The 16,452-nt window shown below is 55.5% G+C and carries 12 protein-coding genes; 11 read left to right on the forward strand and 1 reads right to left on the reverse strand.

What is annotated here, in order from left to right; all coding sequences use genetic code 11:
• Positions 1–339 precede the first annotated feature (339 nt).
• Entirely contained in the window at positions 340–1,728 is a 1,389-nt protein-coding gene (locus AC5OW4_RS04515; protein ID WP_072683239.1) for a PTS transporter subunit EIIC, read from the forward strand.
• 129 nt (positions 1,729–1,857) lie between these two features.
• Entirely contained in the window at positions 1,858–3,306 is a 1,449-nt protein-coding gene (locus AC5OW4_RS04520; protein ID WP_072683295.1) for a M81 family metallopeptidase, read from the forward strand.
• A 71-nt stretch (positions 3,307–3,377) separates the two neighbouring features.
• Here the strand turns inward: AC5OW4_RS04520 and AC5OW4_RS04525 are convergent, their stop codons facing one another.
• Positions 3,378–4,247 (reverse strand): MurR/RpiR family transcriptional regulator, encoded by an 870-nt coding sequence (locus tag AC5OW4_RS04525; RefSeq protein WP_072683240.1) that lies wholly within the window; start codon positions 4,245–4,247, stop codon positions 3,378–3,380.
• A 100-nt stretch (positions 4,248–4,347) separates the two neighbouring features.
• Here AC5OW4_RS04525 and AC5OW4_RS04530 point away from each other — a divergent pair, with 100 nt between their 5' ends.
• The 9 genes from AC5OW4_RS04530 to AC5OW4_RS04570 all read left to right on the forward strand — a co-directional run bounded on the left by AC5OW4_RS04530 (position 4,348) and on the right by AC5OW4_RS04570 (position 16,450).
• Positions 4,348–5,739, forward strand: a complete 1,392-nt coding sequence (locus AC5OW4_RS04530; RefSeq protein WP_072683241.1) for a M24 family metallopeptidase — start codon at positions 4,348–4,350, stop codon at positions 5,737–5,739.
• Between the two features lie 14 nt (positions 5,740–5,753).
• Positions 5,754–7,202 (forward strand): M81 family metallopeptidase, encoded by a 1,449-nt coding sequence (locus tag AC5OW4_RS04535; RefSeq protein ID WP_072683242.1) that lies wholly within the window; start codon positions 5,754–5,756, stop codon positions 7,200–7,202.
• A 54-nt stretch (positions 7,203–7,256) separates the two neighbouring features.
• Positions 7,257–8,714 carry a M81 family metallopeptidase gene (locus AC5OW4_RS04540; RefSeq protein ID WP_195548040.1) on the forward strand — a complete coding sequence of 486 codons (1,458 nt, stop codon included), beginning with the start codon at positions 7,257–7,259 and terminating at the stop codon, positions 8,712–8,714.
• Between the two features lie 93 nt (positions 8,715–8,807).
• Positions 8,808–9,866: an AbrB family transcriptional regulator gene (locus AC5OW4_RS04545; RefSeq protein ID WP_195395225.1), complete on the forward strand. Its 1,059-nt coding sequence runs from the start codon at positions 8,808–8,810 to the stop codon at positions 9,864–9,866.
• Positions 9,867–9,885: 19 nt separating this feature from the next.
• Positions 9,886–11,100, forward strand: a complete 1,215-nt coding sequence (locus AC5OW4_RS04550) for an MFS transporter (protein WP_195395226.1) — start codon at positions 9,886–9,888, stop codon at positions 11,098–11,100.
• 115 nt (positions 11,101–11,215) lie between these two features.
• A complete protein-coding gene (locus AC5OW4_RS04555) occupies positions 11,216–12,625 on the forward strand; it encodes a glycoside hydrolase family 1 protein (protein ID WP_195395227.1) in 1,410 nt (469 codons plus the stop codon).
• Positions 12,626–12,628: 3 nt separating this feature from the next.
• Positions 12,629–14,041: a glycoside hydrolase family 1 protein gene (locus tag AC5OW4_RS04560; protein ID WP_195395228.1), complete on the forward strand. Its 1,413-nt coding sequence runs from the start codon at positions 12,629–12,631 to the stop codon at positions 14,039–14,041.
• Between the two features lie 92 nt (positions 14,042–14,133).
• Positions 14,134–15,066 carry an AEC family transporter gene (locus AC5OW4_RS04565; protein ID WP_195548041.1) on the forward strand — a complete coding sequence of 311 codons (933 nt, stop codon included), beginning with the start codon at positions 14,134–14,136 and terminating at the stop codon, positions 15,064–15,066.
• Between the two features lie 13 nt (positions 15,067–15,079).
• The gene (locus tag AC5OW4_RS04570; protein ID WP_493676714.1) at positions 15,080–16,450 is read left to right on the forward strand and encodes an MATE family efflux transporter; all 1,371 of its coding nucleotides are present in this window, start codon (positions 15,080–15,082) and stop codon (positions 16,448–16,450) included.
• Positions 16,451–16,452: the final 2 nt, after the last annotated feature.

Here is a 16,452-nt window from a genome sequence, read left to right on the forward strand (position 1 = left end):
AGCGGGCTGTGTAATAAAGGTTTTGAAAAAGGACTGGAAGTTTTATCAGCGCACGTTCATTTCAAACAGGCTCAGCTGGCCTGGGAAGATTACCGGCTTAAGACGGGACTTTCCATTGGAAATGAGGACGTGCCGGTCAGAAAGAAACAGAAGGGAAAAAGGACGAAAGTCGATTCCGGGCGGCCAGGAAGCCGCGCATCAGACGGCCTGTTTCCACAATGTTTCACGCTTTGCCAGGCGTCTTTCGCGAAGGTGCTGAGGCAGGCTGACCGTCAGAACTTCCAAGCTCCGTTTCAGCCAGCAAATCCAAAAAAGATTTGAAAGGAGAAATCACCAAGTATGGGGAAATATGAAGAGTTATCCAGAAAAGCACTGGAAGCTTTAGGCGGCGTGGAGAACATCACGCACGTCACGCACTGCGCAACACGTCTGCGGATCAGCTACGCCCGCAAGAGCGTCGTCAATGAGGAAGGCTTGAAAGATCTTCCGGGATCCGCCGGCATCGTCAACAAAGACAAGCAGATCCAGATCATCATCGGCCCGGGCGTTCATGACGCTTACGAAGAATTCCTGGAAATCTCCGGATGGAGAGAAGGCGGCGCCGTCGCCGCGGAGGAAGAGGAAGAAACCGGACCGAAGAACGCGATGTACTACCTGAACAAGTTCGGCAACTTCGTCGCTCCGATCTTCATGCCGGTCGTTCCGGCGATGATCACCGGCGGTATGATCCTGGCGATCAAGAACCTGTTGGTCAACTACTTCGGCATGGGCGTTGACAGCGGCACAGCACAGCTGATGCTGATGATCTTTGACGCCGGCTTTGCCTTCCTGCCGGTTTACGTCGGCTATACGTTAGCTTCCCAATTAAAGATGCAGCCGATCATGGGCGCCTTCTTAGGCGCGACGCTGATCGCTCCGCGCTTTGCGACCGGAACCGTCACCGACTTCTTCGGCATCGGCATTCCGCAGGTTTCTTACAGCTCGACCGTCATTCCGATCGTGCTGGGCGTCTTCTTCATGTACTATGTCCAGAAGGTTCTGAAGAAGATCATTCCGGAAGCGCTGACGTTCTTCTTAACGCCGCTGATCACGATGATTGTCGTCGTTCCGGTTACGTTAATCGTTTTAGGCCCGATCGGCAACCAGCTGTCCGGCTACATTGCGGCCTTCTGCATCTGGCTGACCAATACGCTCGGCTTTATCGCTCAGCCGATCCTGTCGGCGATCTATCCGTACATGGTTATGTTTGGTTTGGATAAGGGTCTGTCTCCGATCGGCATCGAACTGATCGCCAACCTCGGCTACAACTCCGTCACCGGCATTATGGGCTTCGTTTCCAACATCTGCATCGGCGGCACGGCCCTGGCAGTCGCGACGACGATCAAAGACAACAAGGCGCAGAAGGGCATGATCGCTTCCTTCGGCGTCACGGCGCTGTGCGGTGTTACTGAGCCGGCCTTCTACGGCGCGCTGCTGTCGCGGCCGAAAGCGTTGATCGGCACAGCCATCGGCGCGGTTTCCGCGGGCTTAGTCGCAGGTCTGTTCGGCTTGAGAACGTTCGTTCAGGGCGGCTGTCCGGGATATCTGACGTTGTTGTTCTTCGTTGATCAGAACGGCGGTCTGCATTATGTCTGGATCGCGATCCTGGTCGCGGCGATTGCGACGATCGTTTCCTTCACGGCGACGAAAGTCATTCTCAGCCGGGATATGAAAAAGGCAGCGAAATAAAAATCAGGCTTCACTTCACGCTGTCGGGATGCTTCATTCCGGCAGCGTTTGTTTAAACGGACCCCCAATACAGGAGTTCGCCAGATTTTAGAAGAAAGGGCGAAGCGGCAGGCTTCGCAGGGTAAAATGATGAAAGTATTAATCGGACAATTTATCAATGAGGCCAACGCCAACATTCCCGTCAAGGACGAGATCACAACCTTCGACATCGCTTTCGGCGACGAGCTGATCGAAAAAATGCAGGTCGGCGATATTTTTGAGCAGGCCGGGATTGAAATCATTCCGTCGGTGTACGCGGTATCGGGCGCCTCGGGCGTGATCAAGCGTCACACGTTCGACTACATCGAAGCGTGCTTCCTCAATGCGGTGCGCGAGCATCTGCATGAAATCGACGGGATTTATCTGATGCTTCACGGCGCGAGCGAGGTCGACGGCTTAGGCTCGGGCGACCATCACATCCTCAAGGCGATTCGTGACCTCGTCGGGCCGTACATCCCGATCACGGTGGCCTGCGATCCGCATGGCAACCTGTGTCAGGACTATGTTGAAGCGACGACCGCGATCCGCAGCTACCGCCAGTCTCCGCACACCGATTCCCGCGATACATGGCGGAAGATGGCGCAGATGGTCTGCGATCTGGTCAAGGACCGGCAGAACATTCATTCTGTGTACCGCAAGCTGCCGATGATTCTGGGTGGGGAACAGAGCGTATCGGCGGATGAGCCGGTGCGTTCGATCAATCAGTATCTTGATGAACTGGAACAGGATCCGCGGATTTTGAGCTGTTCCTGGCATGTCGGCTACATCCGTCATGACACCGATGTCGCCGGCTGCGGCATCGTCGTGGTCCCGGCCACAGAGGCAGATCAGGCGTATGCCGAAGAAGTCGCCGACAAGCTGGCGGACTATGTCTGGAACAAGCGGCATGAGTTCCATTACACCGGCACGACCGCAAAACCGGAAGACGCGCTGGCGATGGCGCTGGGCTTTGAAGGCAAACCGTTTGTCATCACCGATTCGGGCGATAACACGACCTCCGGCGCGACGGGCTGGAATACATTCATCCTGCGGCAGGCACTGGCGGCCAAGTCCGATAAGCGGATTCTGTTCGCTTCGATCTGCGATCCGAAGACATGCGATCTGCTCGATGGGCTGGATCTCGGAACGAAAACTGAGATCGAGCTGGGCGTGGGGCACGACGCGATGTCGGAGAAGGTCAAGCTGGAAGTGACCGTTTTGTCCAAGGGACAGGTCGTCCGGCCGATCGGGATCGGAACCGAAGGCATCGCCAAGACATTTGGCAAGTGCGTCGTCGTCCATGTGGAAGGCACGGCGATTGACGTCATCGTCGCCAATCACCGTCAATCCTACGCCCATGCGATTCAGTTTGAAAGCGCCGGCGTGAACTGGATGGATTACGATGTGACAGTCGTCAAGCAGGGCTATATCTTCCCATATCTGAAAGAGAACGCCGCCGGCTATGTGATGTCGCTGACCGACGGAGCGACGCCGCAGGACACCGCTTCGATTCCATTCAAGCGGATCATGCGTCCGATGTTCCCGGTCGATCAGATTTAATTTTGAACTGACGATCAAACCAGATCACAGCTTCCATAAGAAAACCGGCGTGCATTCCACGCCGGTCCTCTCTAATCTTCAGGTTCCCGGCGGTTTAACCGCCGGTGAATCTTCTCATACGTCGTCAGCTTTCGATTTAACAGCTCGTCATATTGGAGCCGGAAGTAAATCGAATACAACGTATCCAGAATATAAAGCAGCGTCATCCGCGTCGAAAACGACGAGATCTTCTGATAATGATTTTCATACGACGACATGTAAATCTTATGCAGCGCAAAGCGCGTCAGCGGATTTTTCTGGGTCGAGGTGATCAGTACGATCGGCGAATGATTGTCGCTTAAGATCTGACAGACGGTGTTCATCGAGCCGCCCCGGCCGCCGAACGAAATGACGATCGACAGATGGCTGGCGTCGGCGTTGCCGGCCGACAATTTCTGCATGTATTCCGCTTCGGGAACGTTCACGTTCACATTGATCTCCTGCATCTGGAACTGGAAGTTCCGGGCGAAAAAGAGATTGCCGGCGGAGGCGTACACGTCGATGAACGCCGCTTGTTTCATCAGCGCCGACACGTCCACCAGCACCTGCTGATCGGACAGACTCAGCGTGTCTTCAATCGTCTGGGTGTAAACGTCCTTTAAATGAAGCAAGATTTCGTTGACCGTATCGGTTGGGGAAATCGGGAAGTCAATGCTTTCCACCGGAATCTCGGTTTCCGAGCGCAGGGCATCCTGCAGCTGCAGCTTCAGGTCGTTGACGCCGCTTAAGCCCAGCTTGTTGATCAGGCGGTAGATCGTCGGTACGGAGACATAGGTCAGGGAAGCAATTTCCTTCGGCTTGGCCGCGATAAAGCTTTCCGGGTCTTTCAGGATCGCGTCGATCAGGATCCGCTCGTTGGGCGTGACATTTTCAAGATTTTCAAGTTTTTTTAACAGATTCACAACGCATCTTCCTTTTCTGCTTTAACTATACCACGATTGCAGGCAAAGCCGAAAGAGAAGCAGAAAAAGAAGCGAACCATTGATAAAGGAGAATGAAACGATGGAACAAATCAAAGCCGTTTTAAAACAGGTGAGCGCACCGCAAAAGGACTGCGCGGGCACGCCGGTCGGATTGAGCGACGAGACGATCGCCGAGCGCAAACAGAAAGTGCTGGACGCGATGAAAGCGCGTGGGTTGGATCAGCTGATCGTGTACGGCGATGTCGAGCACGGCGGAAATTTCGAGTATTTAGTCGGGTATTTCACCCGCTTTGAGGAAGCGCTGCTGGTGCTGAATGCCAACGGAAAGGCAACGCTGGTCTTGGGCAACGAAAACCTGAACAAAGTCGCCAAGGCCCGGATCGAAGCCGCGGCCGTGCATGTCTCGCTGTTCTCGCTGCCAAATCAGCCGCATCGTCAGGACAAGTCGCTGAAAACGCTGCTTCAGGAAGCGGGAATCGCCGAAGGGCAGCGCACCGGCTTAGTCGGCTGGAAACTGTTTACCAGTCCGCTGGAGGATAACCGGCAGAGCTATGATATCCCTTCTTATGTCGTCGAGGCGGTCAAGGCGATCGTCGGCGAAGCACAGTTAAGTAATGAAACCGGTCTGTTTATCGGGGAAAACGGCGTGCGTACGACCAACAACGCGAATGAAATCGCGCATTACGAATATGCGGCGGCGCTGGCTTCCGATGGCGTGCTGGACGCGATGGACAAGCTGGAACTGGGCGTCAGCGAGCTGGAGCTGGGCGACGCGTTAGTGCGCAAGGGGCAGCACACGAGCATCGTCACGATTGCCTCAAGTGGTCCGCGCTTTGTCAAAGCGAATATGTTTCCGACGGCCAACACCGTCAAGCTGGGCGATCCGATTTCCCTCACCGTCGGCTACCGCGGTGGTTCCAGCAGCCGGGCCGGCGTCGCGGTGCATAATGCGGACGAACTGCCGGAAGCCCAACGCGATTATCTCGAGCGGGTGGCTGGCCCGTATTTCAGCGCCTATGCGGCATGGCTGGAAACGATCCACATCGGTCAGACCGGCGGCGATTTGTTCAACACGGTGGAAACGGTGCTGCCGCGCGCGCAGTATGGCTGGTCGCTGTGCCCGGGTCATCTGAGCGCGGAGGAAGAATGGATGGCTTCGCCGGTTTATGAAGGCAGCACGGAAATCCTGAAAAGCGGCATGCTTTTCCAGATTGATATCATCCCGTCCGTATCCGGCTATCCGGGAACCAGCGCCGAAAGCACCGTCGTTTTGGCGGATGCGGAATTACAGCGTCAGATTCAGCAGGAATATCCGCAGATGTGGCAGCGGATGCAGGCGCGGCGGACCTACCTGAAAGAAACGCTGGGCATCCGGCTTTCCCAAGACGTGCTGCCGATGTGTTCAACGGTCGCTTATTTACGGCCATTCCTATTAAATAAGGATAGCGCGTTTGCTGCAGAACACGTGTAAGCGGGGAATTGAAGATGAAAATATTGATCGGCGGTTGGCTGGCCGAGTCCAACGCCTATGGGAATAAGCCCTGTCAAATCCAGGACTTTACGATCACAACCGGCGAAGCGATTGCGGATAAGCTGTACCTGCGCGCGCTGGCCGATGCGGAAGGGGTCGAGCTGATTCCTGCATTGCATGCCAGCTGCATGGCGGCCGGGGTGATTACTTCCCAGACGTTCGCTTATTTCTTAAACCAGTTTGTGCACGCCGTGAAGCGACATGAGCACGAGATCGACGGGATATTCTTCTTTCTGCATGGGGCAAGTTACGTCGAGGATCTGGAAGGGAGCTCCGGCGATCATAAAATTCTGCGGGAAATCCGCAAGATCGTCGGCCCGTACATGCCGATCGCGATCGCCTGTGATCCGCATGGCAATCTGTGCCAGCGCTATGTCGACGATTGCACTATCCTGCGGACGTTCCGTCATTCTCCCCATTCCGACCGCGACGTCACCAATCAGATCGTCTTTCGGGGCCTGCTCGACGTCCTCCGCCATCGCCGGCAGATTCATCCGGTATACCGCAAGGTGCCGATTCTCTTAGGCGGGGAGCGCTGTGTTTCGGCGGATGAGCCGCTTTGTTCCATCAACAAGCTCCTCGATGAAATTGAAGCGGATCCGCGGATCCTGTGCTGTTCCTATCATATCGGCTACCTGCGCCATGACAGCGAACATTGCGGCGCGGGTATCGTCGTAGTGCCGGATCGTCCGGAAGATACGGATTACGCGAAGCAGAAAGCGGATGAAATCTATGATTTTGTCTGGGCGCGGCACAGGGAATTTCATTTCACCGGCAACGCCGCCGAGCTGGACGACGCGCTGCGGACCATGCTTGAGTTTGACGGCAGCCCGTGCTTCTTAACGGATTCCGGCGACAATGTCACAGCCGGAGCGCCGGGCGTGAATACGGATGTGCTGCGGCGCTGCTTAAGCTGGGAAACGCCGCTGACCAAGTCGATTCTGTTTGCGGCGATCTGCGATCCGGCTGTGTGCGCGCAGGTGCTGGCGGAGAAACAAGCCGGTGATCGGGTCGCGCTGAACTTGGGCGTAAAGGACGACGAACATTCCCAACCCGTTGCAATTCGCGGCGTCGTGATCTCCCGCGGCGAGCTGCACCGGCGCTATGGCGACGAAGCGGTGGCCGGACAGTGCTGGACCGTGAAGCTGGACAACGTGCCGGTGAGCGTCGTGATCGCCAGCGCAGCGGTGTCGTTTTCCGAGCGTGAACAATATGAAAAGGCCAACGTCGATCTGGACGGCTATGATCTGATCATCGTCAAGCAGGGTTATTTGTATCCGGAGCTGAAAGCGATGGCCAAGCATTACGTCATGGCGCTGACCGACGGCGCGTGCATGCAGCGGACGGAACGGTTAGTCTATAAGAAAGTCAGCCGGCCGATCTACCCGCTCGATGAAATTTAAACCGGACATCATCATTTTGAAGACCGCGGTAAAAACGCGGAAGGAGGAAATCTCATGAAAATCTTAATCGGCGGCCTCGTCGCTGAATCCAACGCCTACGTGGCCAAGCCCTGCGAAATCCAGGACTTCGTCATCCAGACCGGGGAGGACATTGCCCACCGGATGTATCTGGACGAACTGCAGCCTGAGCTTCAAGCCAACGACATTGAACTGATCCCGGCGATCTTCGCCTACGGGGCGGGCGCGGGACGGGTCGCTTACGATACGTTCGATTATATCCTGAAACAATTTAAGCACGCTGTGGAAAAATACCAGGGCGAGCTGGACGGCATGTTTTTCTTTCTGCACGGCGCAAGCAATGTGATTGATCTGGAAGGCGGCTCCGGTGACCACAAGATCATCGAGGAAATTCGCAGGATCGTCGGGCCGTACATGCCGATCGCGGTCGTCTGCGATCCGCATGGCAACGTCGATCAGGAGTACGCCAGCCGGCTGAACATTCTGCGCACCTTCCGCCACAGCCCGCATACCGACCGCAAGGAAGCGCATCAGATCGTTTTCCGCTACCTGGTCAACCTGATCCAGAACCGCCGGGAAATTCATCCGGTGTACCGCAAGGTGCCGATTCTTTTAGGCGGAGAGCGCTGTGTTTCGACCGATGAACCGCTGGTGTCGATCAACCGCCTGCTCGATGAAATCGAAGCCGATCCGCGGATTCTGTGCTGTTCCTATCATATCGGCTATTTGCGTCATGACAGCGCCAAGTGCGGCGCGTCGATTGTGGTCGTGCCGAATCAGCCGGAGGATGAGGCGTATGCCCGGCAGAAAGCGGACGAGATCTATGATTTCGTCTGGGCGCGGCACAGGGAATTCCATTTCACCGGGTACGCGGACGAGCCGGAGGCAGCGTGGGAAGCGATGCTCAAGCATCCGGGAAAGCCGTGCTTCTTAACCGATTCCGGTGATAACGTCACGGCTGGGGCGCCGGGCGGCAACACGGTTGTGCTGCGTCAGGTGCTGGCGGAAACCGACTATCACGGCAAGCAGATTCTGATCGCCGGGATTACCGACAAGAAGCTGTGCGAAAGCACGCTGGCCGGCAAGCAGACCGGCGATCATGTGGAATTTGACGTTGGCCCGGAAATCGACGCACTGTCAGCCAAGGTTCATCTGCGCGGCACGGTGATTTCCACTGGCGATCTGCACAACCATTATCATGATCCGAAGGTCGTCGGCGTTTGCTGGACAATCAAGCTGGATGACAAACCGGTCACAGTTGTGATCCAGAGCTATTCCGTTTCATTTGCGGAGCGGGCGCAATATGAACAGGCCAACGTCGATCTGGACGCCTATGATCTGATCATCGTCAAGCAGGGCTATCTCTATCCGGAACTGAAAGCAATGGCTTCGCATTACGTCATGTCGCTGACCGACGGGGCGTGCATGCAGCGCACGGAGCGGCTGACATACAAGAAGGTCATTCGTCCGATCTATCCGCTCGACGAGATTTAAAACGGGACCAGCGTGCCGGGTTGGTGAACGCCACGATCCGGCCGCTGTTTTTGATGAAATAAAACGGGAGAGAAGACAAAGGGGGACGAGTGTTTGAATTGGGTTTTAACGCTGTTGGCGGGTATCGCCGGCTGGCAGCTGGCAGCGCGGTGGAAATTGCCAGCGCCTGCGATGTTGGGCAGTATGCTCGCCGTGGGTCTGACGAATATTCTATTCGATTACGCCGCCTTGCCGATGGCGGTGAAGGTCTTCGCCCAGGCGATTTCCGGGGCCTTTATCGGCATGCAGATCGGAAGAAGGGATGTGGCGCGGATGCGCGGGCTGATCGTTCCGTTTCTGTTATTGGCAGTCATGCTGACAGTGAATACGTTTGTCGTCGGGATCGCGATCCAGAAGCTGTGCGGCTGGGAGTGGATCACGGCTTTGCTTTCCTGCGTCGCCGGCGGGGTTACTGATATCTCGTTAATCGCGATGGAGATGGACGCGGATGTCGGCACCGTCGCGATGATGCAGACAGCCCGGTTAGTCGGTGTGTTGTTGTTTTTCCCATACTGGATTCAATTCGTGACCCGGCATGAACCGAAGACCGCACCGGTGATGGAAGAAAAACCGCTGGATGCGGCGCACACACCGCTGGACCGGCTGATTTCAACGCGGTCCTCGCGGATTGTCTTCACGCTGCTGCTCAGCATCGGGTTAGGCTATCTGGGCAATGCGAGCGGTCTGCCGGCGGCGTCGATGGTGTTTCCGATGATCGCTGTCGCGGCGCTCAACTGCACGACTTCGGTCTGCGCCGTGCCGCTGGCGATCAAAAATATCGCGCAGCTTCTGGCCGGGTCGTTAGTCGGCGTGAGCATCACGGCTGCGACCTTTAGCAGCCTCTCAACGACGCTGGTGCCGGTCGGCCTGCTTTTGCTCAGCTACTGGACGGTTAACGGTCTTTACAGCGGAATATGCAAGCGGACAAAGCTGCTGGATCTGAAATCGGCGATGTTCGCTTCCGCTCCCGGCGGTGCGACGGACATGTCGCTGATCGCCGCCGATCTGGGCGCGGATCTCTCGCAGATCGCGCTGATCCAGGTGCTGCGCGCGGCGTATGTCGTCGCGGTGATGCCGCCGCTGATCCTCGGTTTTATCCAGTGGATCGGATAGCGGAAAGAAAGGGAAAACGATGAAGCGATATTTCTATTTGGGTCTGGGCTCGCTGGCGATGTGCGTGTTCGGATTGATGTATAACTGGACGGTCTTTGCCGGGGCGGTCAGCGCCGAACTGAACGTGTCGGCGGCCAGCGTTGCCAACGTGTTCTCAGTCTGCCAGATCTGTTTCTGCGCCGGCGGCGTGCTGAGCGGATTTATCTATTACCGCGTCCGCTTCCGGGCAAGCATGATCGCGGCCAGTCTGATGATTCTGGCCGGTTTGTTTCTGACCAGCCGGGCGGAGAACGTGATGATGATTTATGTTTGTTACAGCGTGATGTTCAGCCTGGGCGCGGGGTTTGCCTACAAGGCGTTATTGACGAGCGTCATGACGTGGTTTAACGACAAGCCGGGTCTGGCCAGCGGGATTCTGGTGATGGGCGCGGGTCTGACGGCATTTGTGTTCAATGTGCCGACCTCGCTGATCATTGAAAGCACAGGCTGGCGCACGGCGATGACCTTATTGGCGGGGATTGCGTTCGGACTGTCGCTGCTGACGGCAGTCGTCGTCCGGCCGCGCGGGGTCGTGAAGCAGGCCGGGACGCTGGAAACCGAGGAGGAAGGCCAGGTCTCCACCGGCCAGATGATGAAAAGCGCGCGCTTTTACGTTTACTTCCTCTGGAGCGTACTGGTGCTGGCCGGATGCAGCTCACTGACCGGAACCGCGGTCAGCTGCGGAGTGTCGTTTGGGATCAGCGCGACGATGGCGGCGACCCTGTCGATGATCATCTCGCTGTTCAACTCACTCTCGCGCGTGTTCTACGGGATTATCTACGATAAAATCGGCCGCAAGACGGCCATGGGCATCGCTACGACGCTGTTTCTGACCGCCGTTGCGATCCTGTACGGCGCCTTTACGCTGGGCAGCACAACGCTGCTGGCGGTAAGCTTTATTTTCGTCGGACTCAGCTTCGGCGCGGTGCCGACGATCTCCTCGGCCTATATTCTGACAACCTTTGGTAAGAAATATTACCCGAGCAATTTCAGCGTTCAGGGAACCTATACCCTGTTCAGCCCGTTTTTAGGCACGATGCTGTTCAGCGCGCTGTTTACCGCCACCCAAAGCTATCCGGCGTCCTACAGCTATCTGATCGTCTACGCGCTGCTGGCGGCGGTGCTTTTGACGGCGCTTAACCGGCTGCTGAAGCCCGGGCGTGAAAACAATTTATCAAAGCCGCAAAGCGAATAAAACGAAGTTTTGAGAATTTTATCCAAGCGTCGCTCAGGCGCTTAAAAAACGATAAGAAATCTCTATAATGGAGATCAGAAAGAAATCAGTCGGCAAAGACTGGAAGGAGGTACCGATGAACGGTAAAGTCAAAAAGGATTTTTTATGGGGCACAGCCAGCGCGGCTTATCAATGTGAAGGCGGCTGGAACGAAGGCGGCAAAGGGGAAAGCAACTGGGATCAGTTCTGCCATGGACCGAAGAACGTCAAGGGCTTCACAGGCGACGTCGCGGCGGACTTTTACCACCGCTACAAAGAGGACATCCGGCTGTTGAAGGAAGGCGGCCACAACACACTGCGCTTCTCGATCGCCTGGACGCGGATTCTGCCGGATCAAAGCGGCCAGGTCAATCCGGAAGGCGTCGCCTTCTACAAGGACGTTTTAAAGGAATGCCGGGAAAACGGCATCACGCCGAATGTCACGCTGCTGCACTACGACATCCCGGCCTGGCTGGAAGATCTGGGCGGGTATGCCAATCCGATTTTCCCGGATGAATTCGCGAAATACTGCAAGGTCGTCTTTGAGCAGTTCGGCAATGAAATCCCATTATATGTGACGATCAACGAATCAACGCATAATGCATACTGTTCCTATCTGACCGGCAACTATCCGCCGAATATCCACAACGTGCAGACGCTGGTGCAGGTTTGTTACAATCTGGTCGTTGCCAACGCCAAGGCAATCCGCGAGTTCCGCAAGCTGAATCTGACGTCGCAGGTCGGCATCGTGCACACGACCAACACCGTCCAGATCCTTAAGGACACGCCGGAATACCGCGTGGCGCAGCGGCGTGGGGATCTGTTTAAAAACAAGTGGGTTACCGATCCGGCGATCCTGGGAAAATTCCCGGATGATCTGTTCCCGCTGTTAGAGGAAAGCGGCATCGACCTGTCGTTTGTCAAGGAAGAAGATCTGGAGATCATCAAGTACAACACGATCGATTTCCTCGGCCAGAACTGCTACACCCGCGCGCTGGTCAAACCGTACGAATCCGGGGAAACCAACTATTATCCGAATAATGTCGGAGCCGGGGTCAAGACGATCGAAGGCTATACCGTCAAGGGCTGGTTCCAGACCGACGTCGATCCGAACACGCCGAAAAACGCCTGGAGCCGCGAGATTTATCCCAAGACGGTGTACGATATGCTGATGGGAATTAAAAAGGACTACGGCGATATTCCGGTTTACATCACGGAAAACGGCCATGCCCTCTATGAACAGCCGGATGAAAATGGCGAGGTCAACGACGACGAACGAATCGAATTTCTGAAGTCGTATCTTGAATGGCTGATCAAGGCAGAAAATGAAGGCTGCAACGTCAAGGGCTACTATGCCTGGTCGACGACCGACTGCTACTCCTGGATCAATGGCTATGAAAAGCGCTACGGCTTGATTTATGTCGATTACGCCAACGGTCTGAAGCGGATTCCGAAGAAGAGCTATCACTGGTATCGCGAGTTCATCCGCGAACATACCGAGGACTGATCAATGGCTGAAAAATTTCTCTGGGGCTCCGCGACGGCAGCCTATCAATGCGAAGGCGCCTGGGACGCGGACGGCAAGGGGCCGGGCATCTGGGATCAGTTCTGCCACAGCGAAAAGAACACGACCGGGATCACCGGCGACGTGTCCTGTGATTTCTATCATCATGTCGAGGAGGATCTCCGGATGATGGCCGAGGGCGGTCAGAACACCTTCCGCTTCTCCATCAGCTGGTCACGAATTCTGCCGAAAAACGACCATGTCGTCAATCCGGCCGGTCTGGCCTTCTATGACCGCGTGCTGGACGCGTGTGAAAAATACGGCATCGTGCCCAACGTTACGCTGATCCATTATGATCTGCCGGACTATATCGGCGATCAGGGCGGCTGGTGCTACCCCGGCGTGGCCGATGAATTCGCGTTTTACTGTTCCGTAGTGTTCAAGCACTTCGGCGACCGGATTCCGCTGTATGTGACGATCAATGAGCCGAACCACAACGCTTACTGCGATTACTGCGTCGGCAACTATCCGCCGAATGAAACTAACCTGCAGCACTATTGCCAATGTGCTTACAACATGGCGGTCTGCACGGCCAAGGCGATCCGCGAGTTCCGCAAGCTGAATCTGAAGGCGCAGATCGGCGTGGTGCAGGGCTGCGGCCCGGCGACCGCGCTTCAGGATACGCCGGAGTACCGCGACGCCGTCAAATATTGCAATTATTTCTGCAACGACTGGATTCTCGATCCGGCGATCAAGGGCGCTTACGATCCGGAGTTAATCGCCGCTGTCAAAGCGAAGGGCATCGACCTGTCGTTTGTGAAGGAAGAGGATCTGGAAATCATGAAGCACAACACGATTGATTTCTTAGGCCAGAACATTTACAGCCGGATGCTGGTAAAACCGAACACCTCCGGCATCACTGCTTTCACCGTCAACAACGCCGGAAACAACGACGGTTCGGCGAGTGCTGCGCGGGAGACCCGGGCGATTGCCGGCTGGTTTGAAAGCGACCGCGATCCCAATACCAAGCTCAATCACTGGGGCCGCGAGATCTTCCCGCAGTGCGCCTACAACACGCTGATGGAACGCAAACGCCGCTATGGCGATATTCCGATCTACGTTACGGAAAACGGCCACGGCTGTTACGACGTCGCGGATGAAAACGGCTATGTTGAAGATGACGAGCGGATTGAGTTCCTGCGCAATTATCTCCATTATATTCTGAAGGCGAAGCAGGACGGCGTGAATCTGAAGGGCTATTACGTCTGGTCGACGATGGATCTTTACAGCTGGATCAACGGCTACAAGAAGCGCTATGGTCTGGTGCGCGTGGACTATGACGATCCGCAGCGCAAGCGCACGCCGAAGAAAAGCTATTTCTGGTACAAGCAGTTTATCGCTGAGCATCAGGATCTTTAGGCTTAATTTTAAGGCATCCTTCGCGGCAACCGCCGGCCTGCGCCGCGGCTGTCCGATCCGGATGCCTTTTCTAAATGCAAGGGGGAAAACCGATGTTTGATTTGTCTGTTTTGTTGAATGTGGAAATGCAGATTCTGATCTTTTTCGGGCTGGGTCTGCTTTTGAAGAAAAGAGGAGTCACCGACGGTCCGATCGATGCTTTTCTGTCGACGTTGATTCTGAATCTGATCATGCCGGTCAATATCTTCCTGTCCTTTTACCGCAGCGTTTCCGTCGCGGTGTTAAAAGAAAGCCTCCTGTTGGTGCTGGCGGGTGTGATCGTGGTCGTGCTCGTGTTGGGAATGGCGCGGCTTTTGCCCAAGTCGATGCCGTTAGAAAAGAAGCGGATCGCGCAGTATTCGATGTTGATATCCAACGGCTCGCTGATCGGTCTGCCTTTGATCGAAGGGCTGTGCGGAAGCATGGGTGTTGTGTATGCGAACATCTTTATGATTCCGACGCGGATTCTGTCGTTTTCCTCCGGGGAGAAATATTTCAATACGGAGTGGAAGCCGGCAGGGGCGCTGTCCGTGATGAAGAAATTCTTTTTCAATCCGATCACGATCGCGATGATCCTGGGATTTCTGTTCAACCTGGCGCGGATTCCGCTGCCGGGCGGGCTGGACGCGGTGTTCAGTTCTTTGTCCGGATGCATGAGTCCGCTGGCGCTGTTGTTAGTCGGATCGACGCTGCTGGACAGGGAATCGACAAACGCGGGATTATCGAAGGATATCGTGCAGATCAGTCTGTTCCGGCTGATCATTGCGCCGTTTTTGACCTGGATCGTGGGTGTGGCGCTGCATTTAAGCACGCCGCAGCTGATCGCCGCCGTGCTGGTCAATGCGACGCCGGTCGCCTCCACGGCCACGATTTTCTGCCGCAAGTATAACGGCAATACCAGCTACACCAGCCGCTGCGTTTTCTTTTCCACGGTCTTTTCCCTGTTTACGTTAGTACTGGTTTCCGCTACAATGTCGATGGGATAAGGGGGAATTTTCCATGACGAGACGTCTTCAATTCAAGGTCGATCTGATTCACGGGCCGATCTTTCAAAGCTTGCTTTTCTTTGCGATTCCGCTGTTTTTTTCCAATGTGTTTCAGCAGTTATACAATACCGTCGATACGATGATCGTCGGCCATGCGCTGGGCGATTTGTCACTGGCGGCGATCGGTTCCTGCGCCGCGATTTATGATTTGTTGATCGGTTTTGCGTTAGGCATCGGCAACGGTCTGGCGATCGTGACGGCGCGCAGCTACGGCGCCAACGATACGGAGCTGCTTAAAAAATCGGTGGCGGCTTCGATCGTGATCGGCCTTTTGACTTCGCTGGTGCTGACAGTAGGCGCGGAAGTGATTTTAATGCCGTTGCTGAAAATGCTGGATACGCCGCCGGAGATCATCGCCGAGGCGTTCAGCTACATTTCGGTGATCACACGGTTCACGCTGGTCATGTTCGCGTATAATTTGTGCGCGGGTCTGCTTCGGGCGATCGGCAACAGCTTCATGCCGCTGGTCTTTTTAGTTTTGTCATCATGCCTGAACATCGGGCTGGATCTGTTTTTCATCACGCAGCTGAACATGGGCGTCGGCGGGGCGGCGGTCGCGACCGTCATCGCGCAGGGAATTTCCGTCGTCCTGTGTCTGATTTATATTTTGAAGAAAGCACCGGTCTTAATTCCGCAGCGCCGGCATTTTAAAGTCAAGCGGGGAATTTACGCGGAGATGTTAGGTCAGGGCTTGTCGATGGGCTTTATGGGCAGCATCGTTGCGGCGGGTTCCGTCGTGCTGCAGTATGGCATCAACAATCTGGGAACACTGGTGATTGCGGGCCATACCGCGGCGCGCAAGCTGTTCATGTTCTTCAATATGCCGTTCTCCGCCATGGCGATGGCGATTTCGACGTTTGTTTCACAGAACCGGGGCGCGGATCAGCGGACGCGGATTCTCAAGGCGATGCGGTGCTCTGTGCTGTATGATATCGCGATGGCCGCAGGAGTAACCGTGATTCTGTTGTTGTTCGCGCCGGCTCTGGTTCAGCTGATTTCCGGTTCGCAGGAGGCTGTCGTGCTGAACAACGGGGCCTTGTATCTGCGGGTGGTCGGACCGTTCTATGCCGTTTTAGGCGTCTTGTTGGAAACCCGGTATGCGCTGCAGGGATTAGGCGCCAAAATGATTCCGCTGGTGTCGAGTGTGATCGAGCTGTTGGGAAAGATTGTATTCGCGTTCGTGTTCATTCCGCGGTTTCAGTATCTCGCGGTCATTTTCTGCGAACCGGTGATCTGGTGTCTGATGACGGCGCAGCTGATTTACGCTTATGCTACCCATCCTTATATCCGAGGAGAAAAAGGAAAAGTGGAATTATCGGTTTAATC

The sequence above is a fragment of the Holdemania sp. genome, from assembly GCF_986127675.1.

Bases quoted from the DNA above. Each gene is read 5' to 3' on its own strand.
- AC5OW4_RS04515 (WP_072683239.1), top strand. From the start codon at position 340: ATGGGGAAATATGAAGAGTTATCCAGAAAAGCACTGGAAGCTTTAGGC.
- AC5OW4_RS04520 (WP_072683295.1), top strand. From the start codon at position 1,858: ATGAAAGTATTAATCGGACAATTTATCAATGAGGCCAACGCCAACATT.
- AC5OW4_RS04530 (WP_072683241.1), top strand. From the start codon at position 4,348: ATGGAACAAATCAAAGCCGTTTTAAAACAGGTGAGCGCACCGCAAAAG.
- AC5OW4_RS04535 (WP_072683242.1), top strand. From the start codon at position 5,754: ATGAAAATATTGATCGGCGGTTGGCTGGCCGAGTCCAACGCCTATGGG.
- AC5OW4_RS04540 (WP_195548040.1), top strand. From the start codon at position 7,257: ATGAAAATCTTAATCGGCGGCCTCGTCGCTGAATCCAACGCCTACGTG.
- AC5OW4_RS04550 (WP_195395226.1), top strand. From the start codon at position 9,886: ATGAAGCGATATTTCTATTTGGGTCTGGGCTCGCTGGCGATGTGCGTG.
- AC5OW4_RS04555 (WP_195395227.1), top strand. From the start codon at position 11,216: ATGAACGGTAAAGTCAAAAAGGATTTTTTATGGGGCACAGCCAGCGCG.
- AC5OW4_RS04560 (WP_195395228.1), top strand. From the start codon at position 12,629: ATGGCTGAAAAATTTCTCTGGGGCTCCGCGACGGCAGCCTATCAATGC.
- AC5OW4_RS04565 (WP_195548041.1), top strand. From the start codon at position 14,134: ATGTTTGATTTGTCTGTTTTGTTGAATGTGGAAATGCAGATTCTGATC.
- AC5OW4_RS04570 (WP_493676714.1), top strand. From the start codon at position 15,080: ATGACGAGACGTCTTCAATTCAAGGTCGATCTGATTCACGGGCCGATC.